Source organism: Phytomonospora endophytica (genome assembly GCF_014202425.1).
GTDB classification, from domain to species: Bacteria; Actinomycetota; Actinomycetes; order Mycobacteriales; family Micromonosporaceae; genus Phytomonospora; species Phytomonospora endophytica.
Window position 1 is genome coordinate 67,217 of record NZ_JACHGT010000004.1, and the last position, 21,646, is coordinate 88,862.

The 21,646-nt window shown below is 72.3% G+C and carries 25 protein-coding genes; 15 read left to right on the forward strand and 10 right to left on the reverse strand.

Annotated elements, in window-relative coordinates; genetic code table 11:
• Window positions 1–143 precede the first annotated feature (143 nt).
• A complete protein-coding gene (locus tag HNR73_RS09560) occupies window positions 144–746 on the reverse strand; it encodes a TetR/AcrR family transcriptional regulator (RefSeq protein WP_184786996.1) in 603 nt (200 codons plus the stop codon).
• An 82-nt stretch (window positions 747–828) separates the two neighbouring features.
• Between HNR73_RS09560 and HNR73_RS09565 the strand changes: the two genes are divergently transcribed.
• Both HNR73_RS09565 and HNR73_RS09570 read left to right on the forward strand, forming a co-directional pair.
• Entirely contained in the window at window positions 829–1,461 is a 633-nt protein-coding gene (locus HNR73_RS09565) for an NAD(P)-dependent oxidoreductase (RefSeq protein ID WP_184786997.1), read from the forward strand.
• A gap of 17 nt (window positions 1,462–1,478) precedes the next feature.
• Window positions 1,479–1,988, forward strand: a complete 510-nt coding sequence (locus HNR73_RS09570; RefSeq protein ID WP_184786998.1) for a hypothetical protein — start codon at window positions 1,479–1,481, stop codon at window positions 1,986–1,988.
• Here HNR73_RS09570 and HNR73_RS09575 read toward each other — a convergent pair.
• Window positions 1,985–2,680, reverse strand: a complete 696-nt coding sequence (locus HNR73_RS09575; protein WP_184786999.1) for an NAD(P)-dependent oxidoreductase — start codon at window positions 2,678–2,680, stop codon at window positions 1,985–1,987. The genes HNR73_RS09570 and HNR73_RS09575 overlap by 4 nt on opposite strands.
• Before the next feature lie 94 nt (window positions 2,681–2,774).
• Between HNR73_RS09575 and HNR73_RS09580 the strand changes: the two genes are divergently transcribed.
• Window positions 2,775–3,428, forward strand: coding sequence for a TetR/AcrR family transcriptional regulator (locus tag HNR73_RS09580; protein ID WP_184787000.1), 654 nt, complete (start codon window positions 2,775–2,777; stop codon window positions 3,426–3,428).
• Here HNR73_RS09580 and HNR73_RS09585 read toward each other — a convergent pair.
• Both HNR73_RS09585 and HNR73_RS09590 read right to left on the reverse strand, forming a co-directional pair.
• Entirely contained in the window at window positions 3,425–4,153 is a 729-nt protein-coding gene (locus tag HNR73_RS09585) for a class I SAM-dependent DNA methyltransferase (protein ID WP_184787001.1), read from the reverse strand. The two genes, HNR73_RS09580 and HNR73_RS09585, sit on opposite strands and share 4 nt — an antisense overlap.
• A gap of 69 nt (window positions 4,154–4,222) precedes the next feature.
• Window positions 4,223–4,510: a DUF6703 family protein gene (locus HNR73_RS09590; RefSeq protein ID WP_184787002.1), complete on the reverse strand. Its 288-nt coding sequence runs from the start codon at window positions 4,508–4,510 to the stop codon at window positions 4,223–4,225.
• 67 nt (window positions 4,511–4,577) lie between these two features.
• Between HNR73_RS09590 and HNR73_RS09595 the strand changes: the two genes are divergently transcribed.
• Complete coding sequence (locus tag HNR73_RS09595; protein WP_184787003.1) at window positions 4,578–4,922, forward strand: antibiotic biosynthesis monooxygenase family protein; 345 nt, start codon at window positions 4,578–4,580, stop codon at window positions 4,920–4,922.
• 1 nt (window position 4,923) lies between these two features.
• Entirely contained in the window at window positions 4,924–5,553 is a 630-nt protein-coding gene (locus HNR73_RS09600) for a hypothetical protein (RefSeq protein WP_184787004.1), read from the forward strand.
• Between the two features lie 7 nt (window positions 5,554–5,560).
• Here HNR73_RS09600 and HNR73_RS09605 read toward each other — a convergent pair whose 3' ends face one another.
• The gene (locus tag HNR73_RS09605; protein ID WP_184787005.1) at window positions 5,561–6,154 is read right to left on the reverse strand and encodes an MBL fold metallo-hydrolase; all 594 of its coding nucleotides are present in this window, start codon (window positions 6,152–6,154) and stop codon (window positions 5,561–5,563) included.
• A gap of 81 nt (window positions 6,155–6,235) precedes the next feature.
• Between HNR73_RS09605 and HNR73_RS09610 the strand changes: the two genes are divergently transcribed.
• Window positions 6,236–7,186: a GlxA family transcriptional regulator gene (locus HNR73_RS09610; RefSeq protein WP_203686133.1), complete on the forward strand. Its 951-nt coding sequence runs from the start codon at window positions 6,236–6,238 to the stop codon at window positions 7,184–7,186.
• 142 nt (window positions 7,187–7,328) lie between these two features.
• Window positions 7,329–8,714, forward strand: a complete 1,386-nt coding sequence (locus HNR73_RS09615; RefSeq protein WP_184787006.1) for a glycine--tRNA ligase — start codon at window positions 7,329–7,331, stop codon at window positions 8,712–8,714.
• A gap of 118 nt (window positions 8,715–8,832) precedes the next feature.
• Here the strand turns inward: HNR73_RS09615 and HNR73_RS09620 are convergent, their stop codons facing one another.
• Window positions 8,833–9,054: a hypothetical protein gene (locus HNR73_RS09620; protein WP_184787007.1), complete on the reverse strand. Its 222-nt coding sequence runs from the start codon at window positions 9,052–9,054 to the stop codon at window positions 8,833–8,835.
• A gap of 185 nt (window positions 9,055–9,239) precedes the next feature.
• A complete protein-coding gene (locus tag HNR73_RS09625) occupies window positions 9,240–10,475 on the reverse strand; it encodes an NAD(P)/FAD-dependent oxidoreductase (RefSeq protein WP_239122113.1) in 1,236 nt (411 codons plus the stop codon).
• A 581-nt stretch (window positions 10,476–11,056) separates the two neighbouring features.
• Between HNR73_RS09625 and HNR73_RS09630 the strand changes: the two genes are divergently transcribed.
• Window positions 11,057–14,125 (forward strand): AfsR/SARP family transcriptional regulator, encoded by a 3,069-nt coding sequence (locus HNR73_RS09630; protein ID WP_184787009.1) that lies wholly within the window; start codon window positions 11,057–11,059, stop codon window positions 14,123–14,125.
• On the opposite strand, the gene HNR73_RS09635 is transcribed toward HNR73_RS09630, so the two are convergent.
• Window positions 14,122–14,793 (reverse strand): DUF5710 domain-containing protein, encoded by a 672-nt coding sequence (locus HNR73_RS09635; RefSeq protein WP_184787010.1) that lies wholly within the window; start codon window positions 14,791–14,793, stop codon window positions 14,122–14,124. The genes HNR73_RS09630 and HNR73_RS09635 overlap by 4 nt on opposite strands.
• Window positions 14,794–14,915: 122 nt before the next feature.
• Between HNR73_RS09635 and HNR73_RS09640 the strand changes: the two genes are divergently transcribed.
• The 6 genes from HNR73_RS09640 to HNR73_RS09665 all read left to right on the forward strand — a co-directional run bounded on the left by HNR73_RS09640 (window position 14,916) and on the right by HNR73_RS09665 (window position 17,555).
• The gene (locus tag HNR73_RS09640; RefSeq protein ID WP_184787011.1) at window positions 14,916–15,674 is read left to right on the forward strand and encodes a HipA family kinase; all 759 of its coding nucleotides are present in this window, start codon (window positions 14,916–14,918) and stop codon (window positions 15,672–15,674) included.
• Window positions 15,671–16,057 (forward strand): DUF3037 domain-containing protein, encoded by a 387-nt coding sequence (locus HNR73_RS09645; protein ID WP_184787012.1) that lies wholly within the window; start codon window positions 15,671–15,673, stop codon window positions 16,055–16,057. Before HNR73_RS09640 ends, HNR73_RS09645 begins: the two co-directional genes overlap by 4 nt.
• A gap of 62 nt (window positions 16,058–16,119) precedes the next feature.
• On the forward strand, window positions 16,120–16,437 hold the full coding sequence (locus HNR73_RS09650) for a type II toxin-antitoxin system Phd/YefM family antitoxin (protein WP_184787013.1): 318 nt from the start codon (window positions 16,120–16,122) through the stop codon (window positions 16,435–16,437).
• The gene (locus HNR73_RS09655; protein ID WP_184787014.1) at window positions 16,437–16,844 is read left to right on the forward strand and encodes a type II toxin-antitoxin system VapC family toxin; all 408 of its coding nucleotides are present in this window, start codon (window positions 16,437–16,439) and stop codon (window positions 16,842–16,844) included. Before HNR73_RS09650 ends, HNR73_RS09655 begins: the two co-directional genes overlap by 1 nt.
• A 13-nt stretch (window positions 16,845–16,857) precedes the next feature.
• Window positions 16,858–17,178: a hypothetical protein gene (locus tag HNR73_RS09660; protein ID WP_184787015.1), complete on the forward strand. Its 321-nt coding sequence runs from the start codon at window positions 16,858–16,860 to the stop codon at window positions 17,176–17,178.
• Window positions 17,175–17,555 carry a DUF3037 domain-containing protein gene (locus tag HNR73_RS09665; protein ID WP_184787016.1) on the forward strand — a complete coding sequence of 127 codons (381 nt, stop codon included), beginning with the start codon at window positions 17,175–17,177 and terminating at the stop codon, window positions 17,553–17,555. Before HNR73_RS09660 ends, HNR73_RS09665 begins: the two co-directional genes overlap by 4 nt.
• Window positions 17,556–17,624: 69 nt before the next feature.
• Here the strand turns inward: HNR73_RS09665 and HNR73_RS09670 are convergent, their stop codons facing one another.
• The gene (locus HNR73_RS09670) at window positions 17,625–17,762 is read right to left on the reverse strand and encodes a hypothetical protein (protein ID WP_184787017.1); all 138 of its coding nucleotides are present in this window, start codon (window positions 17,760–17,762) and stop codon (window positions 17,625–17,627) included.
• Window positions 17,763–18,012: 250 nt separating this feature from the next.
• Entirely contained in the window at window positions 18,013–20,628 is a 2,616-nt protein-coding gene (locus HNR73_RS40655; RefSeq protein ID WP_184787018.1) for an ATP-binding protein, read from the reverse strand.
• A gap of 100 nt (window positions 20,629–20,728) precedes the next feature.
• Between HNR73_RS40655 and HNR73_RS09680 the strand changes: the two genes are divergently transcribed.
• A complete protein-coding gene (locus tag HNR73_RS09680) occupies window positions 20,729–21,637 on the forward strand; it encodes an aminoglycoside phosphotransferase family protein (protein WP_184787019.1) in 909 nt (302 codons plus the stop codon).
• The last annotated feature ends 9 nt before the right edge of the window (window positions 21,638–21,646 follow it).

The window sequence follows — 21,646 nt, forward strand, 5'->3', positions numbered from 1 at the left end:
GTGACAAGCCTGCGCGCTATCGACAATCATTGTCAACAACGCATACGCTGATTCAGGCATATGGGCGGTGAGCAAACAGCCCTTTACCTACTCAAAAGGCGCGAAAGGGTCGCCCAGGGAGTGATCCGGATCTCCGGTGGGCCTCATCGCAGGAGCGCGCCGACCAGTCGTGCGGCCAGGGCAGCGTCCTCGGCGGGCGTCGGCGTCCCGGTCCCGCGAAGGGTGTGGATGAAGCTCTCCTGCAGGCAGGCGCCCATGAGAAGCTTGGCCATCGCCTCCGGGTCGTCGTCCGGCCCCAGCTGCCCGGCCTCCTTCTCCGCGTCGAGGTAGGCGGTCAGGCGCTGCATCGGCACCCATGGCCCCCGGGTGGCGTGGACGTCGGTCGCGCGCTGCTTGCGCAGGAGCTGGGGGTCGGCGAGGACCGCCCCCGCTATCGGCACGGAGCCGCGGAAGAAGGCCAGCGCGGTGGCCGCGACGTGCTCCATGTTGGCGCGCAGCTCGCCGGTGCCCGGTGTCTTTATCAGCGCTTCCAGCAGGGCGCCGAGGGCCGGGAGGCGCTCCATGAAGACGGCGACCATCAGGTCGTCCTTGCTGGCGAAGTGCTTGTACAGGTTCGCCTCGGAGTAGCCGGCGGCCCGGGCGATCTCCTTGGTGGTGGCGCGGATCAGCCCCTTCTCGGAGAGCACGGCCAGGCCCGCGTCGAGGATGCGGTCGCGCGCCTCCGTCTGCCGGGGTGTGAGATCCATCTGACGCTCCGCTGTTGCTAGGTGGGTGAGTACTCACTTACCTTGGTTAGTGAACACTCACCACAATACCGGGAGCCTGATCATGCGACTCGTCATTCTCGGCGCCACCGGCGGCATCGGCCGCATCGTCGTCCAGCAGGCCGTCAAGGCCGGGCACGAGGTCACCGCCGTCGTCCGCGACCCCTCGGCGCTCGACGTGCCCGGAGCCGACGTGCGGCGGGCCGACGCGCTCGACCCGGCCGAGCTCACGCCCATCGTCGCCGGGGCCGGCGCCGTCGTCAGCGCCCTCGGCGTCCGCCCGCCGGTCAAGGGACCGGTCTCGCTGCTGTCCAGCGGCGCCACCAGCGCCCTGAAGGCCATGGAGGCCGTCGGTGTACGCCGTTACCTCATGGTCTCGGCGGCCGGAGCCTTCCCTGAGCCCGTCGACGGCCCGCTGACCAGGTACGCCGTCAAACCCCTCCTGAACCGCTTCCTGCGCCACAGCTTCGACGACACCCGCGACGCCGAGACGATCATCCGCGCGTCCACCGTGGACTGGACCATCGCCCGCCCGCCGCGCCTGCTCGACAAGCCCCGCACCGGCCGCTACCGCGTCGGCGGCGAGCGCGGGCTCAAAGGCGCCCTCAACATCTCCCGCGCCGACGTCGCCGACTTCCTGCTGCGCTCCATCGAGGACCGCTCCACCTACCGGCGGGCCATCGTCATCGCGCGGTGACCGGCCACCATGGACCCATGACGAGCCACGAGGAAACGATCGACTGGGGCGAGCTCGCCACGGCCATCGGCGTCGACCCGAACTCCGGCGGCGACGGTGTCGCCCGGCGGGCCCTCGCCCACCTGCTCGGCGACGAGGCGCTCCGCCGGGCGGTCGACTGGTACATCGACGGCCGCCCGGCCGCCGAGCACGCCCGCTCGGTCCTGTGGCTGCTGCGGCCCGCGCCCGCGCGGGCCCGTTGCGCCGAGATCTACCGCACCGACGCCGATCCCGCGCGCAGGCACCTCGCCGTGGAGCTGCTGCGCGTGGTCGCCACGGGAGAAGACCTGCCGCTGGTCGGTGAGTTCCTCGCCGACGACGACCCGGCGATCCAGACCTGGGGCGTCGGCGTCCTCGACCAGCTGCTGTTCGGCGACCTCGTCACCGTCGGCGAGGCCGCTCCCTACCTGCGGGCGGCCGAGGAGCACCCGAACCCGTCGGTCCGTGAGAAGCGCGCGGAGATGCGCGCCTACCTCGACCGCCGCTAGGCCGCGTGGGCCAGGGCGCTCGCGGACAGGCGCCCGACGATGGCCGGGGCCTCCTGGACGAGCGTGTCGTCGGTCAGGGCCTCGACCATGAACAGCGCGAAGTCGACGCGCCGGGTCTTGTCGCTGGCCAGGACCGGGTCGCCGACGTGGCGGCTCCACACCGGCAGGCCCTGGCTCTCGCCCTCTTCGAGGCTGCTGCCGCGCACGACCGTCCACCGCTTGTCGCTGGCGAAGATCCGGCGGCAGGCCTCGACCTGGTCGTCGATCTCGACCGCCCGCAGGGCCTTGCCGAGCCATGACGCGACCTTCAGCGTCGTGCGGAACGCCCAGGAGTAGGCGTCCTTCCCGTCGCGGGTGATGTGCCAGCCGCAGGAGAAGATCAGCCGCGCCTCCGGCTCGGCGTGGTCGAGGACCGCCTGGGCCGTCCCCGAGGAGTACTGCCGCACGCCCCACGGGACGAGCACGGTCAGCACCCCGTCGCATCCGGCGACGGCTTCGGCGATCACCGCCCGGTCGTCGGTCTGCCCCGGCACGATGGTGATCCGGTCGGCGAACTCCGCCAGCTTCGGCACGCTGCGCTCACGGCAGACGCCCACCACCTCGTAGCCCCGCTCCAGCGCCTGCCCGACCATGTAGCGCCCGAGTTTCCCCGAGGCGCCGACGATGCAGACCTTGCGTATCCCTGTGCCCATGTCCCCGGCCTTTCGCATCCCGATCTTACTTACACTGTAAGCCTGCGTTAAGCTTACAACGTAAGTGCGATGGGCGGAAGAGGGAGAATCACGCATGGCCGAACGGACGAGACGCACACCCCTGAACCGGGAGCGCGTCGTGACCGCCGCGGTCGCCCTCGCCGACGAGAAGGGTGAGCCCGGCGTGACGATGCGCGCGCTCGCGGGCCGGCTCGGCGTCGAGGCCATGTCGCTGTACAACCACGTGGCCGGACGCGACGACATCCTCGACGGGATGGTCGACACGGTGTTCGCCGAGATCGAACTTCCCGAAGCGGGCGCGGACTGGCGCGAGGCGATCCGCGACCGCACCGCCTCCGCCCGCGCGGCCCTCAAACGCCACCCGTGGGCCGTCGGCCTGATGGACTCCCGGCGGCGGCCCGGCTGGGCGACCCTGCGCCACCACGACACCGTCCTGGGCGTCCTGCGCGCCGGCGGCTTCTCCGTCGCGATGGCCGCGCACGCCTTCTCCCTGATCGACAGCTACCTCTACGGCTACGTGCTCCAGGAGCTGAGCCTGCCGTTCAGCGGCCCGGGCGACCTCGACGAGGCCGCCGGCGACCTCGTGCGGCAGATGCCCGAGGGCGTCTACCCGCATCTCGCCGAGATGGCCGTGCGGCACGTCCTCGCCGAGGGCTACGACTACGGCGAGGAGTTCGACTTCGGGCTGACGCTGATCCTCGGCGCCCTCGGGCCCGACGAGGCCTAGACGGCCACCGCGGTCAGGCCGGTGATGAACGGGTTGTCCAGCAGGGTGCGCCAGTAGGCCTCGCCGTAACCGGCGATCGCGCCCGGCGGGATCTCCAGCGGATGCCACGCCAGTCGCGCGAAACCGGCCTCGCGGGCCGCGCGCTGGTAGGCCGTGCGCGGCCACTGGTGGTTGACGAGGTCGGCGGGCGGATCGCCGAGGAAACGGATGGTGATGCGCGAGTGGCCGCCGTCGTCGGCGAAACGCGCGTCGGTCCAGCCGTACTCGGCCAGGTCCGGTGAGGGCTTGAACTCGCTGTCGACGGTCAGCGCCACCAGCCGCCCGCCCGGGTGCAGGCACGCCCGCGCCGAGACGAACATCCCCGCCAGGTCGGCGGCGTTCGTCGCGTAGGGGAACAGGTAGACGGCCGTGACGAGGTCGGCGGCACGCGTGTGCGGCAGCGCCGTACCGTCGCCGACCAGGTACTCGATGCCGAGTTCCTCGGCGTCCTCCCGCGCCCGCGCGATCTCGATCATCCGCCGCGACAGGTCGACGCCCACGACGTCGACGGCGCCCCTGCGCCGCAGGTCGCGCGTGTAGTAGCCCGTCCCGCAGGCGAGGTCGACCGCCGAGAGCCCCTCGACGTCCCCGGTGAGCCGCTCGAACAGGGCTCTCTCCGGGATCACCAGCGTCGCCGACTCCTTGTAGCTGTCATAGGACTCGGCGTACTCGTCGTACCTGCTCATGGGTTCATGGTGGCCCGGTGAAGGGCCCAAGGGGGACATTTGCGGGGAGGCGCGGCGTGTTCCGCGACCTCACATGAAGAGCTTCGCCACACCCATCGCCGCCAGCATCACCACGACCAGCACCCGCGCCACCCGCATCCGCGTGCCGAACTTCGACCACGTCGAATAGATCAGGTAGCCCGTCGCCGCCGCCAGCAACAGCACCAGGACCGCCCCGGGAATCCCCGGCGTGAACAGCATCCCGAGCGTCACGACCAGGACCGCGAGGAAGACCGCGACCTTCGGCAACCGCTCAAGCCACAGCAGCCAGCGGACCGGGGCCTCATCGGCCTCCGGAGTTGCGTTGTGGTCGACCACGGTTCGTCCTCCTCTACCGGTAGCGTCAGACTAGCAAGCGGCAAGTCAGACCCCAGGAGGCAGCGGCGTGCTCGTGGTGAACCGGTTCGAAGTACCGGAGGAAGACGAACAGGGTTTCGTCGACCGGGGCAAGGCCGCGCTCGCGGCACTGGGCGCCTGCCCGGGTTTCGTGCGCGGGCGGCTCGGCCGCGCCCTCGACGAACGCGAGCGCTGGGTCCTGACCACCGAGTGGGAGTCCGTCGGCACCTACCGGCGCGCACTGTCCAACTTCGACGTGAAGATGTACGGCACGCCCCTGCTCGCGGCCGCCCTCCCCGAGGCCTCGGCCTTCGAGGTGCTGCTCGACGCCTCGCCCGGTGAGGTCGCCGAGCACGGTGGCGACCTCGCGCCCGACGGTCCCCGGGGCGGCTGACATGGCCTCGATGGGTTCGCCGCCCCCGCCCTACCCGGGCTCCTCGGGCGGCCAGCAGCCCTTCCCGCCGGTCGGATCCTCGCTGGGCCCGATCACCGGCGGGATCCCGCTGCCCGCACCCCCCGCCCCGCCCCCACCGCGCGGCCCGGGCGTGCGCGCGCCTTTCCTCGCACCCCCCAAGGACCGCAACAACACCCGCCTCGCCATCACGATCGTCGTCGGCGTCCTGGCGCTCGCCGTCTGCGGCGCCGGCACGCTCCTCGGGCTGACCGGGCTGTTCTCCTGGTTCGAGCGCGACATGAACGAGAAGGCCCAGGCCGCGGTGACCGCCTTCCTCGACGACGTCTCCGCCGGCGACTTCGACAGTGCCTACCAGCAGATGTGCGTCGAGGCCCAGCAAGAGATCACGCGGCCGCAGTTCCAGGCGGAGTGGGAGCTGCTGCTGCCCTCGGACGGCCGCTACGGGCTCCAGCGCACGGCCTACGACGCCGACGGCCTGACCTACGTGCCTGTCGCGATCACCAAGAGCTCGGGCGGGAGATGGTCGGTCGACGTGTACGTCGTCAGCGAACCCGCCCAGTCGAAGGACGAACAGGCCGGCATGTCGGTCTGCGGGTGGCTCACGCACTGACTCCCGGTCAGCGCGGCGCGTCGGCGTCGGCGGGGAACGCCGCGCCGTGCCCTGGGACGATGACGTCGGCGGCGGCCAGCACGCGCTCGCGGTTGGCGCGCAGGAGCGCGCGGTCGGGCGCGACGGGGTCGTCGGCCGGGCCGTTCGGGCGCCACCACAGGTCACCGGCGAAGGCGACGACCCCCTCGGGCGTCCCGGCGAGCAGGGTGATGTCCTCGGGGCTGTGCCCGGGCGTCTCGATCAGCCGCAGCGAGGGCGTGAACGCGTAGCCCTCGGCGGTGCGGTCGGTCCACTGGTCGGCGCGGTAGATCGCCTTGTGGTCGTGGACGCGGGCGTTGGGGAACAGGGCCACGTTGATGGTGTTGTCGGGGTGGTGGTGGCTCAGCACGACGTCGGTGATGTCGCCGGCGGACAGGCCCAGCACGGCCAGCGGGTCGAGGATCCGCGAGGGAGAGGCGACCATGCCGGGGTCGACGATGATGCGCAGGTCGCCGTCGACGACCAGGGAGACGGTGGCGGCCACGCCGGGACCCGTCGAGGTGGTGTAACCGGTGGTCAGGATCGTGTAGGAGGCCGTGCGTCCGGCCGGTGCGTCGCTCATGCCAAGAGCCTGCCCGCCCGGCGGAGGCCCGGCCAGTGGCACATATGCCGACGATCGCAGTTTTCGTGCCATGATTGCTCCATGCCCGCCTTCCCCCGCGTCGCCGCCTACGCCCCACAGGGCGTCGGCATGCTCGCCGTCGGCGTCGTCACCGAGGTCTTCTCCGGCCGGCCCGGCTTCGACTTCGCCTTGTGCGCCGACGATCCCGGCCCCGTCCGCACCGACCTCGGTGTGCCCCTCGCCGTCGAACACGGCCTCGACCGTCTCGCCACCGCCGACCTCGTCCTCGCCCTGCCCTGGGCCGCCTTCCGCGAGCAGCCGGACGCGGGCGCCCTCGACGCGCTGCGGGCCGCCGCCGACCGAGGCGCCGTCGTCGCCGCCCACTGTGTCGGCGCCTTCGCCCTGGCCGCCGCCGGGCTCCTCGACGGCCGCCGCGCCACCACCCACTGGCGCTTCGCCGGCCTGCTCGCCGAACGGCACCCGCGGGTCAGCGTCGACGCGACCGCGCTCTACGTCGACGAGGGCGCCGTCGTCACCGGCGCGGGCGCCGCCGCCGGTTTCGACCTGTGCCTTCACCTGCTCCGCCGTGAATACGGCGCCGCCACGGCCGCCGCGGTCGCGCGCGACCTCGTCCTGCCCGCCCACCGCGAAGGCGGTCAGGCGCAGTACCTCGCCGCGCCCGTCCCCGCCGAGAGCGGCGACCCGCGCCTGTCCGGCCTGCGCGACTGGATGCTGGCCAACCTGGAGCGCCCGCTGACCGTCGACACCCTCGCCCGCCGGGTCCTGATGAGCAAACGCTCCTTCAACCGCTGGTTCACCGCCACGGCCGGTACGAGCCCGCACGCCTGGCTGCTCGCGCAACGCCTCAACGAGGCCGAACGCCTGCTGGAGACGACCGCGCTGCCCCTCGAAGAGGTCGCGCGCAGGGTCGGCTACGCCAGCGCCGCCGTGCTGCGCGAACGGTTCGTCCGGCGGCGGGGTGTACCGCCCAGTGAGTACCGCCGGGCCTTCGGGAGCGGCGGGCGACCGTGACGTACGCGACCCGGCACCCGTTGATATCCCCTCGCAGGGCGTTCAGGCGCGGAAGTACGCTGAGCGACGTAACCTACCGGCCGCCAGGGACGTTATCCCCGGTGGCGACCCGCCGACCCCCAGCCGGATGGAGTTAATCCCCATGTCCCAAGACCGTATCGACGCTCTCGTCAGTCTCGCCAAACGCCGCGGTTTCGTCTTCCCGTCGAGCGAGATCTACGGCGGTACACGATCGGCGTGGGACTACGGTCCGCTCGGGGTCGAGCTCAAGGAGAACGTCCGCCGCCAGTGGTGGAAGGCGATGGTCCAGCAGCGCGACGACGTCGTCGGCCTCGACTCCGCCGTCGTTCTCGCCCGCCAGGTGTGGGAGGCCTCCGGTCACCTCAAGGAGTTCACCGACCCGCTGACCGAGTGCCAGTCCTGCCACAAGCGCTTCCGCGCCGACCACCTCGAAGAGGCCTACGCCGAGAAGCACGACGGCAAGCTCCCCGAGGGCGGCCTGACCTCCCTCGCCTGCCCGAACTGCGGTACCCGCGGCGCCTTCACCGAGCCGAAGATGTTCAACGGCATGATGAAGACCTTCCTCGGCCCCGTCGAGAGCGAGGAGGGCATGCACTACCTGCGGCCCGAGACCGCGCAGGGCATCTTCATCAACTACAAGAACGTCGAGACCGCCGCGCGCAAGAAGCCGCCCTTCGGCATCGCCCAGATCGGCAAGAGCTTCCGCAACGAGATCACGCCCGGGAACTTCATCTTCCGCACGCGTGAGTTCGAGCAGATGGAGATGGAGTTCTTCGTCGAGCCGGGCACCGACGAGGAGTGGTTCGACTACTGGATCAACGAGCGCTGGAACTGGTACATCGACCTCGGCCTGTCGGAGGCGAACCTCCGCCGCTACGAGCACGCCAAGGACAAGCTGTCCCACTACTCCAAGCGCACCATCGACATCGAGTACCGCTTCCAGTTCGGCGGCTCGGAGTTCGGTGAACTGGAGGGCATCGCCAACCGCACCGACTTCGACCTGTCCACGCACTCCAAGCACTCCGGCGCCGACCTCACCTACTTCGACCAGGCGAAGGGCGAGCGCTGGACGCCGTACGTCATCGAGCCCGCGGCCGGCCTGACCCGTTCGGTGCTGGCGTTCCTGCTGGAGGCCTACGACGTCGACGAGGCCCCGAACGCCAAGGGCGGCATGGACAAGCGGACCGTCATGCGCTTCGACCCGCGCCTGGCGCCGGTCAAGGCGGCGGTGCTGCCGCTGTCGCGCAACCCCGAGCTCTCGCCGAAGGCGAAGGGCCTGGCCGCCGACCTGCGCAAGCGGTGGATCGTCGACTTCGACGACGCCGGCGCCATCGGCCGCCGCTACCGCCGTCAGGACGAGATCGGCACGCCGCTGTGCGTGACGGTCGACTTCGACACGCTTGAGGACAACGCGGTGACGGTCCGCGACCGCGACACGATGAAGCAGGAGCGGGTCTCGCTCGACAATGTCGAGACCTACCTCATCGAGCGTCTGCCGGGTTGCTGAAGAATCTGAAGGCATGAAGGCGGCCCCGACCGGGAATGGTCGGGGCCGTCGCCTTGCGTGCGTTGCTTTCCGCTGTCCGCCCGCATTCCTCACACACCGTGAATGGGGCGTGCCGGTGTCATGCGGAGCAGAACGTGACCGGTGGTGCGACCCAGGACGCGGTGTCGGCCGACACGTGATCCCAGGTGGACGCGCACGTCGCGCTTACCGGCCGGCTGGTGGAGACCCACAGCTCGGCGGGGGAGTCGGGAACGGACACCGTGGTGGATTCGTTCATCTCGATCCCCGTGGTGCGTTCCAGGAGTGCGGTGGCCCGCGGGCCGCCCGTTGAATCAGACATTGACTGCTCCTTCCGTGTAGACAAACGCGCAACCGCCCCCAAGAGTTGCGGTCGACTTCGGAAATCTCATTCGACGGTATGACGCCGGGCACCTTTTCGACTCCCGAATCAGTGCCTCCCGACCGGCAGAAGTGCACAGTGGAGCGTGCCCGTCGGGTTGCCGACAGGCGGGTTCACGCCGGATTTCACGGCTTGTGGCGGCCTGCCGCGATCTCGCGTCGCGCGCGGCCCGCCTGGCGTAGGATCCGGGCCGCCCTGCCTGGCTTGCGCAGGGCAGTCGGGGGCGTCAGGAGCTGCTGCACCTCCACGTAGAGGCGGCGCGTCGGCGGGTCGACCATCGCGGCCAGCTGGATCTGCCGGGAGAACCAGTTGAGCAGTCCGATGGCGCGCGGCCGCTCCCCGCGCGTCTGCGGGTAGGCGAAGTCCCCGCCGACCGCGAACTGCCACGGGGTGGCGATGATGCGCGCGGCCTCGCGGTAGAACTCGGCGGCGACGTCGGCGTCGACGCGCTCGTGACGGTCGAGCAGGCCGCCCAGCGCGAGGGCCTCCAGGCTCGCGCAGGTCATGCCCTGGCCGTAGATGGGGTTGAAGCTGCACACCGAGTCGCCGAGCGCGAGATAGCCCGCCGGGAGGCGGTTCAGTTCCTCGAAGTGCCGGCGGCGGCTCGACGGCAGCCCGCACACCGCGATGTCGGAGAGCGGCTCGCGCTCACCGATCAGCCGCGCGAAGGCCGGCAGGGGCAGGCTCTCGGCGTGGTCGCGGAAGGTCGCCTCGTCGCCGTCGGGGAAGTCGCCGTGCCAGCCGCCCATCGAGACGAGCCAGCGGTCCCCCTCGATCGGCAGGGCGAGACCAGCCCGGCGCTCGCCGGGCGGCGAGGGAAGCGCGAAGTGGCAGACGACGTCGTCGATGTCGCCGGGCAGCCGCTCGAACAGGCGCGTCGCGTACCCGACGTTGATCTTCACCTCCGTGACCCGCGGCGCGGGCACGCCCAGCGCCGACAGCCAACGGTCGGAACGGCTGCCCCGCCCGGTGCAGTCGACGACCAGGTCGCAGGCCAGTTCGCTCCCGTCGTCGAGAACGACGCCCGTGACGGTCCCCTCGGCACCCGTCAGATCACCGACCGCCACCCTGTCGCGGATCTCGACATTCGCCAGCCCCGCGACCCGCCGCCGCACCGCCCACTCCAGCAGCGGACGACTGAGACTCATCAGCCGCAGACCCGTCGGAATGTCCGGCCACCGGCCACCCCAGCGGAAGAAGGACATCTGCGAACCCGGATCGAAGGGCACCGCCCCCGCCCCGACGAGGTCGTCGCTGAGGCCGCCGAAGAGCTCGCCCAGCGCCTGCTCGCCGGCCGAGAGCAGGATGTGGCCGTGCTCGCTCTGCGGCACCCCCCGCCGGGGCACCGGTGAATCACCCAAGGCGTCACGATCCAAGACCGTCACCCGTGTGAACCGGCCCGACAACGCGGCGGCCGCCGCCAACCCGGCAACCCCCGCACCAACGACCACGACATGCTCGCGCCCCGGAAACACCATGTGTCCATGGTGGACCGGACGGAGGCTCGAAGCCAGGATTGCGCGGGGTGTGTGCGCCATCGACCCGCACCCCCGCCCGGCGCCCTGCCCTACCGGGCGCCGGGCGGGGCCGCGGACCCCGGCGGGCATCCCCTCCAGATCCCCGACGGGGCGTCGAACCGGCCGAGTCGCGCCCGCCCCCGTCTGCCCGGCGCGAACGACGGACCGAACGACGGGCGCGACCTCGGACGGAGGGAACACCGGCCCGGATCCCCCGATCACGGCCACCGGCGCGCCCCGGGGCGCACAGCGCGGATCCATCCCGTCACCGGATCCGATACCGGAGAACACTCGCCCCGACAACGACCGGACAGTCACGGCGACGGCGCGGGTTCCTCGCGCACCGCCCACCGCGCGGTCGTTCCTTCCCGAAGCCACCCTCGCACCAGGGCGTTGGGTTCGCGTTTGGAGAGTCGCACACGCGCGTGCGAGTCTTCGTTATGCGATTCGGCGTGCTCGGGCCCCTCACCGTCGAAACCGGCGCCGGAATCATCCCGGTCAACGGCCGCAAACAACGGCTCCTCCTCGCCGTCCTCCTCAGCCGCGCCGGCCGCCCCGTTTCCCCCGCCGAACTCGTCGACGCGCTCTGGGGCCCCGACTCGCCCGACGCCGCCCGCACCACCCTCCGCTGGCACGCCCACCGCTTAAGGGCCGTCCTCGGCGACGCCGACCGCCTCCTCGCCGGCCCCACCGGCTACGTCCTCCACACCACCCCCGGCGAAATCGACCGCGACCGCTTCGAACAACTCCACCGCGACGGCCTCGCCGCCCAAGCCGAAGGCGACCAGGCGAAAGCCGCCGAACTCCTCACCGAGGCCCTGCACCTCTGGCGCGGCCCCGCCTACGGCGAGTTCGCCGACACCGAGATCCTCCGCGGCTCCGCCGTCCGCCTCGACGAACTCCGCCTCTCCGCCCTCGTCGCCCGCGCCGACGCCGGACTCGCCCTCGGCCGCCACGCCGAACTCGTCACCGAACTCGCCGAACTCGTCATCGAATACCCCTGGACCCACCGCCTCGCCGAACAACTCATGCGGGCCCTCCACCGCACCGGCCGCACCGCCGAAGCGCTCGACGTCTACCGCGACACCCGGCACCGCCTCGTCACCGAACTCGGCATCGACCCCCCGGAATCCCTGCGCGCCCTCCACCAGCGGATCCTGCGCCGTGACGACGAGACCGCACCGTCCACGATGGACGACAAGGTCGCCCGGCAGCTCCCCTCGGCGCCACCCGGATTCACCGGCCGCGCCGACACCCTCGCCGCCCTCGACGCCGAGACCGACGGCGTCGTCCTCCTCACCGGCATGGCGGGCGTCGGGAAGACCGCCACGGCCGTCCGCTGGGCGCGCGAGACGATGCGCGCCGAACCCGGCCGCTTCGCCGACGGTCAGCTCTTCGCCGACCTGCGCGGCCACGGCGACCGCGCCCCCATGGAACCCGCCGAGGCGCTCGGCCTGTTCCTGTCGGCGCTCGGCGTCCCCGGCGTGGAGATCCCCACCGGACTCGACGGCCGGGTCGGCCGCTACCGCTCACTCCTGGCCGGGCGTCGCATGCTCGTCGTGCTCGACAACGCCGGCACCGCCGCCCAGGTCCGGCCGCTGCTGCCCGGCGACCCGGCGTGCCTGACGATCGTGACGAGCCGCGACCGCCTCACCGGCCTCGTCGCCCGCGACGGCGCCCAGGGCGTACCGCTCGACGTCCTCGACGCCGCCGAGTCCCTCGCGCTCCTGCGCCGCGTCGTCGGCGACCGCGTCGACGCCGACCCCGACGCCGCCGCGACGCTCACCGAACTCTGCGGCGGGCTGCCACTCGCCCTGCGCATCGCGGCGGCGTCCCTTGTGGAGCGTCCACGGCGGACGATCGCGGCACTCAACGCCGACCTCCACGAGGCCCGCCTCGACTCCCTCGCCGTCGACGGCGACCCCGAATCGGCCGTCCGCACGGTCTTCGGGCACTCCTACGACGCCCTCGCCGAGCCCGTCCGCCGGCTCTTCCGTCTACTGGGGACGGTCCCCGGTCCGCACCTGACCCTCGGCGCCGCCGCCGCGCTCGCCGGCACCGACCGCCGCTCGGCCGCGCGTTCCCTGGCCCGGCTCGCCTCGGCGCACCTGCTGGTCCCGGTGGGGGAGGACCGGTACACGATGCACGACCTGCTGCGGCAGTACTCCCGTGAACTGGCCGACGAACCGGAGGCCTTCGGCCGGCTGCGTGAGCACTACCTGCACGGCGCCTATGACGCTCACCGCCTCGTGCGGCCCAAGGCGGTGCCGCCTCCGCCGGTGGACTTCGATCCCGCCGTCGCCGCCGAACCCTTCGCCGACAGCGATGCCGCCCAGTCGTGGATCACCGCGGAACTGCCGAATCTCTTCGCCGCCGTGCGCGAACCAGACGACGACGGCCGCGGCTGGCGCCTCATGGACGCCCTGAGCGGCGAGCTGTACATGCGCTCCAACCCCGCCGACTGGGCCGCGATCCTCGACGAGCTGATGCCGACCGCCGAACCGCGCGCCGAAGGCGTCCTCCTGCACAACCGCGGCCTCGCCGCCCGCAGGGCGGGGGACTCGGGCGCCGCCGCCGACTTCCTCGGCCGCGCGCTGCCCTCCCTGCGCGAGACCGGCGACCGCCACCGCGAGATCGACACGCTCCTGTACCGCGCGCACTCCCTCGCCGACCTCGGCGAGCTCGACTCCGCGGCGGCCACGGCCGCCGAGGCCCGGGCCCTCGCCGCCGACTTCGGCAACGAGCGCATGTTCGTGGCCGCCCTCGACACCGCCGCGATCATGCACTGGCAGGCGGGCGACCTGCGCGTGGCCGAGTCGGTGTGCAGGGAGGCCGTGGACTTCAAGCGGCGCACCGACGCGACGCTGATCGGCGTGAGCCTGGGGAACCTGTCGCTGATCCTCATCGACATCGGCGAATTCGACGAGGCCCGCGACGCCGCGACCGAGGGCGCCGCCTCCGGCGCCGAGAACGGGCTCACCTCCGTCGAGATGTCCAACCTGGACAACCTCGCCCGCGTCCATGTCGCCACCGGTGAGTTCGCCGCCGCGGTCGAAGCCGCCACCCGCGCCCTGACGATGGCGCGCGACATGGGCGCCAAGCGCACCGAGGCGTGGGTGCTCACCACGATGGCGATGGCCGACCCCGCCCGCGCCGAATCGCTCGCCGCGGAGGCGCTGCGCATGGCGGAGGAGATGTCGTCGCCGCTGGTGGCCGCCGACGCCCGGATCCTGCTGTCGGCGGCGGCCCGTGGGAAAGGCGACGTCGCCGCCGCTCTCGACCACGCCGCCGGGGTCGTCGCGCTCACCACCGAACGCGGCCTGCGGATCCCGCGAGCCAACGCCCTCACCGTCCTCGCCGAGGCCCATCTCGCCGCGGGCGACGCCGCCGCGGCCACGACCGCCGCCGCCGAGGCCGTCGCCCTGCACGAACGCTGGGGCTCCCGCCCCGGCCTGGCCCGGGCGGAGTCGGTGCTGGCCCGGGCGGCGGGCTAGAACAAGGTCTGCTCGGCGATCGTCGCGCGCTCGCCGGGCTTCGGCGGCGGTGCCACGGTCACGCCCACGTCGGTGAGCATGCCGAGGTCGAGCGTCCAGGTGTGCGCCGACCGGCGCCGCCACACCGCGAAGGCGTCCTCGACGTGCGCGTCGGCCTCCGCGCCCGACATCCCCGTGACCGCACGCAGATGCGCGACGGCGGCGTCGGCGCGACCCCGGATCCCCGCGAGCCCGATGTGCGTGACCTCGTGGCAGGGCTCGCAGAGGCAGATCAGCCGGCGCAGCGCCTGCACGCGCCGAGCGTCGTCGTAGGCCCAGCGCTCGTGCACGTCGAGCCGCTGCCCGGCCTCGCCGCACACTTCGCAGCGCCGTGCCGCCCGGCCGGTGACCACGCGGCGGATCCGCTCCCAGTCCCGTTGCGGCACACAGGAACGGACGTTGGTGAACCAGCAGCTGCTCGGCACCAGATCGACGAACAGGCCCGCGCCGAACCCGCGATCCTCGCCCGGAAAGGTCCCGGGCAGATCCGGCAGCGCCGCCCACCGCCGCAACTCAGGCGTCACCACGTCGGGTGCGTACCAACGCTTCTCGCGCGGGTCCCACCGTGCGCCGACGGCCTTCGCCTGGTCCTTCTCGGCATAGGGGACGTCGAGCCACTCACGCGCCATCCATCCACTGTAGACAGCGGGTCGCGCGACGCGTGCCGATGGCGCGCGCCGACACCGGCGGGGGTGATCGCGAAGTCCGGCATGAGGGCGGCCCGGCGATCAACGTTCCGTAGGCTGACGTCATGTTGCCGTCTGTGACCGCCACCCGCTACGTGACCCCGCTCAAGGAGGGCGGGTCGCTCCCGGGTCTCGTCGAGGCCGATGACCTCGGCACCTATGTCGTCAAGTGGCGCGGCGCCGGTCAGGGTCCCAAGGCCCTCGTCGCCGAGGTCATCGTCGGGGAACTCGCCCGCCGCCTCGGCCTGCCCGTGCCGGACCTGGCCGTCGTAGGCCTCGACGAGCTGATCGCCCGCGGGGAGCCCGACCCGGAGGTCCAGGAGCTGCTCCTGGCCAGCGTCGGCGACAACCTGGGCATGGACTTCCTGCCCGGCTCGCTCGGCTTCGACCCGGCCGTGCACACCGTCGAGCCGGAACTCGCGTCGCGGATCCTGTGGCTCGACGCCTTCACCGAGAACGTGGACCGCTCCTGGCGCAACCCGAACATGCTGATGTGGCACCAGAGGCCGTGGCTCATCGACCACGGCGCGAGCCTCTACTTCCATCACAACTGGGCTCGCGCGAGCGCGGTGGTCGCGCGCCCTTTCAAGGCCGACGACCATGTCCTGGCCGCGTTCGCCTCCGACGTGCCCGGCGCCGACGCGGACCTCGCGCCGAAGATCACCGCAGCCCTGCTCGACGAGGTGCTGGCCCTGGTTCCCGGCGCCTGGCTCGACTCGCCCGACCACGACGGCTCAGACGACGTGCGCGGCGCCTACCGCTCGCACCTCCTGGCCCGTGCCGCCGCCCACGAGGCGTGGCTCCCGACGGTGGTGACCTCGTGAAGAAGCCTTTCGCCTACGCCGCCATCCGGCTCGTCCCACGCGTCGAGCGCGAGGAGTTCGTCAACGTCGGCGTCGTGCTCTACTGCCAGATGTTCGACTTCCTCGGCGCGAGCACACACCTCGACCCGGCCCGCGTCCAAGCCCTCCACCCCGACGTCGACGTCGACGCCGTCCGCACGGCCCTCGAAGCCTGGACACGCGTCTGCGGCGGCGACGCCACGGGCGGTCCCGCCGCCCGCGAGACGCGTCTCGGCGAACGCTTCCGCTGGCTGACGGCCCCGAGAAGCACGATCATCCAGCCCGGCCCGGTCCACACCGGCATGACCGCCGACCCGGCGGGCGAGCTGGACAGGCTGATGGAGGCGCTGGTGCGGCTTGGTTAGGCGAGCATCCATGTTGTCATGCGTTATCGATTGCTGCCTGTCATGCTGTTAACATGGATGACATGAGTGCCGACGTGCGCGAGGAGCACATCACCATCCGCGATCTTCAGCGAAACGCTGCTGAGGTATTCGACCGTGCCCGACGCGGAGAGAGTTTCGTCGTCACTCGGCGGGGCGAGGAAGTCGGGCGGATCACGCCTCCGGATCCTGCGAAAGAGGCCCTGGCGCGGGCGATCGCGGAAGGCATCCTCGATCCGGTCGCATTGGAGACGCTGCCGTCGGCGTCTGAGGATGTGGGGATTCCGCGTGAGCCGTCCCGGCCCGGAAGCCTTCTCGGAAGTGAAGCGATCATTGCTCTCCGCGAAGAAGAGCGCTTCTGATGGGTTTGATCTATCTCGACAGCTGTGCCGCGATCAAGTTGTTCAAGGACGAGGCGGAGTCGGAAGCCCTGGAGAGCTGGCTCGGACAACAGACGACAGCGCAAACGATCACGAGCCACCTCACTCACACGGAGTTGCGGCGAGGGCTGCATGTCATCGAGGCCGACCCTGAGACTCATATCCGAGCGAACCACTGGCTCAAGCGCCGCGCATTGATCGCACTGCCGGCGGTGGTGTGCGAGAGCGCGGGAATACTCTCGCCGGGGACACGGTTGCGCTCGCTCGACGCCTTGCACGTCGCCGCCGCACTCAGCCTCGGTGCCGCCCTCTCACACTTCGTCACCTACGACAAGCGCCTCGCCGCGGCGGCCGCCGACCACGGCCTGACAGTGGTCTCGCCCGCATGACGGTCAGAGGTTCGTGACATCACGAATATCTGACGGCGCGAGCCTCTACTTCCATCACAACTGGGCCCGCGCGAGCGCGGTGGTCGCGCGCCCTTTCAAGGCCGACGACCATGTCCTGGCCGCGTTCGCCTCCGACGTGCCCGGCGCCGACGCGGACCTCGCGCCGAAGATCACCGCAGCCCTGCTCGACGAGGTGCTGGCCCTGGTTCCCGGCGCCTGGCTCGACTCGCCCGACCACGACGGCTCAGACGACGTGCGCGGCGCCTACCGCTCGCACCTCCTGGCCCGTGCCGCCGCCCACGAGGCGTGGCTCCCGACGGTGGTGACCTCGTGAAGAAGCCTTTCGCCTACGCCGCCATCCGGCTCGTCCCACGCGTCGAGCGCGAGGAGTTCGTCAACGTCGGCGTCGTGCTCTACTGCCAGATGTTCGACTTCCTCGGCGCGAGCACACACCTCGACCCGGCCCGCGTCCAAGCCCTCCACCCCGACGTCGACGTCGACGCCGTCCGCACGGCCCTCGAAGCCTGGACACGCGTCTGCGGCGGCGACGCCACGGGCGGTCCCGCCGCCCGCGAGACGCGTCTCGGCGAACGCTTCCGCTGGCTGACGGCCCCGAGAAGCACGATCATCCAGCCCGGCCCGGTCCACACCGGCATGACCGCCGACCCGGCGGGCGAGCTGGACAGGCTGATGGAGGCGCTGGTGCGCTAGGGCCGGGCACGCGAGTTCCGGCTCAAGGCGGCGCCCGCGCTCCGCCGTTGCCGGTGCGGGGCGGCGTGGTCACGTGAACTCCATGATGGTCGAGCCCGCGACCCCACTCGTGCCTTCCTCCATGGCCACCGTCACCCCCCGTTCGATGCCGTGCTCGTGGGGACTCCCGGTGTCGCGCCCCTTCTCCGGCGCATCGGCGACGTTCATCTGCTCGCACGGCCGCGTCGAGCGCGGCCGCCCGACAGCTCGGCTCGGCGACACCGCCCGTGGCGCCGCCTGTTCGCGGGAGGCGCACGATCTCGTCTTCGCGTTCGGCCTCCGGCTCGCCGACCGGACCATGCCGAGCCGTCCACGGCGCCTTCGCCGTCGGGGTCCGCCTCACCCGCCGCAGACCGGCTGACCCGCGTGGCCGGCCTCGTGACCACTCGCCTCCAGCCGGCGGCGCACCACCCCTGACCTACCCCACCAGCCCCCGCCCGTGGGCCACCGCGGCTGCCGCCGTCCGGGTCGGCACGCCCAGTTTCGCCAGGATGTTCGAGACGTGGACGCCGGCCGTGCTCGGCGAGATGTGGAGCGCGGCGGCGATCTGGCGGTTGCTCAGGCCCGTCGCGAGGAGTGCCAGGACGTCGTGTTCGCGGGGGGTGAGGCCGAAGTCGTCGGGTTTCGGCGGGAGGCGGTCGGTGATCTGGGCGGCCTCGGTCCGCGACAGGCACAGGGCCAGTTCGTAGGGGCGTCCGAGCTTCCGCCAGGTCTCCGCCGCGCGGGTCCACCGCTCCGGCTCGTCCACTGTGGTCAGTGCGTCGAGTGTGGCCTGCCAGGCGGTGTCGAGGGGGCCCGACAGTGGCAGCCGCGTGGCGCGCTCGGCCAGTTCGGCGAGTCGGGCGGGGCCCGTCGTCAGTGCGCCGGCGACGAGTACCGCGCGGGCGTCACTGCTGAAAGTCCTGTCCAGCAGGGGGTCGGCCAGTACTTCGGTGAGGATCCGGTCGGCGTCGGCGGGGCCCGCGAGCAGGAGCCGCAGGCGGTAACGGGGGAAGAGTCGCACGCCCGGCTCGTCGAGGACGGCCGCGATCGCGTCGGCGGCGTCGGCGGCGTCCCGGGCGGCGGCGACGTCCCCGCGCAGCAGCGCGAGGTGGCCGGCGAGGTCGAGCAGGATCTCCCGGGACCGTTGCGGCGCCTCGTCTTCGAGTGCCTCGTCGAGCAGCGCGCCGGCCTCGTCCCAGCGGCCCGCGGCGATCAGGCCCTCGGCGGCGTACCCCGCCAGCCTCGCGCCACGGCTGCTTCCCATCCCGAGCCGGCGCGCGAGGCGCAACCCGTCCAGCGCCACCCGCGCGGTGCTCGCACCGTCTCCCGCCTCGGTCCAGTACATGGCCTCGTACATCGCCGCGGTGACCTGGAGGTCGTCGAGGCCTTCGCGTTCGGTCAGCGCGACGGCCTCGGCGAGCATCGCGTGTTCGGCGGTCAGCAGCCCGGTCACGAGCAGGCCCCGCACGAGCACGACGGCGTCGCCGGTCTCGCGGCCGATCCGCAGCGCCTCGTCCGCCAGCGCCCGGGATCCGGCGGTGTCGGGGTGCAGCGATCCCATCGCCATCAACCCCAGGAGGCGTCCCCGCGTCACCGTCGCGCCGGGCACGAGTTCCAGCGCGCGGGCGAAGTCGTCCATGGCGCCGCCGTGGGCCCGGTTGCCGAGTCTTCCCCGCAGTTCCAGCAGCAGCGCGGTGCGCTCGGGATCGCCGACGGTGGCGAGCCCGGCCGAGGCGTGGGCGACGCCGCCCGGGTAGTCGCCGCTGAGCATGCGGCTCTCGGCGGCGCGGATCCGGACGCCGGTCTCGTCGGCACCGATCCGCGCGGCGGCGTCCGGCACCGACTCCCACAGTTCCAGCACGCGGTCGAGCTGCCGGGCCTCCTGTTGGTAGGCATAGGAATCGTGGGCCGCGACCGCCGCCCGCCACGCGGCTTCCAGGGCTCCCGGCCGGTCCCCGGCGGCGTAGGCGTGCGCGGCGAGTTCGGCCGGGGTTCCGGACTCCCGCAGCGCCTCGGCGTGGGCCGTGTGCAGCCGGATCCGTTCCCCCGCCAGCAGATCCTCGTACACGGCCTGCCGGATCAGCGCGTGCCGGAAGTCGTAGCCCCCGTCGGCCTGCACCAGCAGACTCGCGTCGATCAGTTCCCGCAGCGCCTCGTCCAGTTCGGTCTCGGCGAGGCCGGAAACGGTCTCCAGCACCGGATGCGCGACCGGCCCGCCCGCGACGGCCGCGGCCCGCAGCACCGTGCGGCCGCGCGGGGCCAGCGCGCGCGGCCCGTACAGCAGCAGCTCGCGCAGGCTCTCCGGCGTGCGTTCACCGGCCTGCGCCAGTGCCTCGACGAACAGCGGGTTGCCGTCGCTGCGCTCGTGCACCCGCCGCACCAGCGCCGGATCCGGTCTGGCGCCGAGGATCGCGGCGAGCTGCCGCCCGACCTCGTGCCGGGTCAGCCGGTCGAGCCGCAGCTCGGTCGTCGGCGCCGCGCGGGCCAGTTCCGACAGCAGCGGCCCGACACCGGGCCGCGACGTGGCGGCCAGCAGCACGCCGGGCACCGACAGGTTGCGCGCCAGGAAGGCCAGCAGCTCGCGCGTCGACGCGTCGGCCCAGTGCACGTCCTCGACGGCGACGACCAGCGGCCGGTCCTCGGCGGCGAGCTCGACGAGCGTCAGCACCTCCTCATACAGCCGGTGCTTGCCGCCCTCCACGGCCGGGTCCCCGAGCCGGGGAAACCACCGGGCCAGCGCTGAGGGCCCCGGCAGCGCCCGGGTGACCGTCTCGGCGCCGAGTTCGCGGATCAGCCGCCGGGCGACGGCGACGAAAGGCGCGTACGGCAGTCCTTCCCCGCTCAGCTCGGCGCAGGCGCCGGTGACGACCCGCACCCGCGCGCCGAGGGACGCGGCGAACTCGGCGAGGATCCGCGACTTCCCGATCCCCGCCTCGCCGATCAGCAGCGCCACGCGCGGGCCGTCGGCCGCCGCCTGGAACGCGCCCAGCAGCGCCGACAGCACGTCGGCACGGCCGATGAACTCGGGACTGACCACGCGACCTGCCACCACGGGCGCCAAGCATGCCACAGAGGCCTGCGGGCGCCGTTCGGCGTCTAAATACCGTGTTCACCCGATGCGGCCGCCCTGTTCAGACGGCGAGGCTCGACCCATGACCGACATCGACGAGGCCCTGGTCCGGCGGCTGCTGAAGTCGCAGTTCCCGCAGTGGGCCGAGCTGCCCATGACCCCGGTTCCCGCCCCCGGCATGGACAACGCGACCTTCCGGCTCGGCGACGACAAGTCGCTGCGGCTGCCCCGGTACGAGCGCTGGGCCGGGCAGGTCGAGCGCGAACAACACTGGCTGCCCCGGCTCGCGCCCTTCCTGCCCCTGACCGTCTCGACGCCTCTCGCCATGGGCGCGCCCGGCGAGGGCTACCCCTACCGGTGGTCGATCTACCGCTGGCTCGACGGTGAGAACGCCGACATCGAAGGGCTCGCCGATCCGTCGCGGGCCGCGGTGGACCTCGCGGGGTTCATCACCGCGCTCCAGGCCGTCGACGCCACCGGCGGGCCCGGTCCACAGTGGAGCAACGCCTTCCGGGGCGTGCCGCTCGGCGATCCCGCCGACTCGATCGCCGTCGAGGCACGCGTCCGGCCGAAGATCGCCGCGCTGACCGACCTGGCCGACACCGTGCTGCTGACCGAGGTGTGGGAGACGGCGCTGGCCGCGCCCGCCTGGGACCGGCCGCCGGTGTGGGTGCACGGCGATCTCGGCACCGGCAACATCCTCGCCGCCGACGGGGAACTGAGCGCCGTCATCGACTTCGGAACCCTCGCCGTCGCCGACCCCGCATGTGACGTCCTGGCCGCCTGGACCTTCTTCGACGGCCCATCCCGCGCGGTCTTCCGCGCGGCCCTTGACGTCGACGAGGCGACCTGGACGCGCGCCCGCGGCTGGGGCCTGGCCTCGTCGCTGCCGGTCCCCGACGACCCCTTCTTCGCCGGCCGCCCCGACCGCGTCGAGCGCGCCCTGCGCCGGCTCGACGAGATCATCGCCGACCACCTCGCCCACCGCTGAGAGGACCGT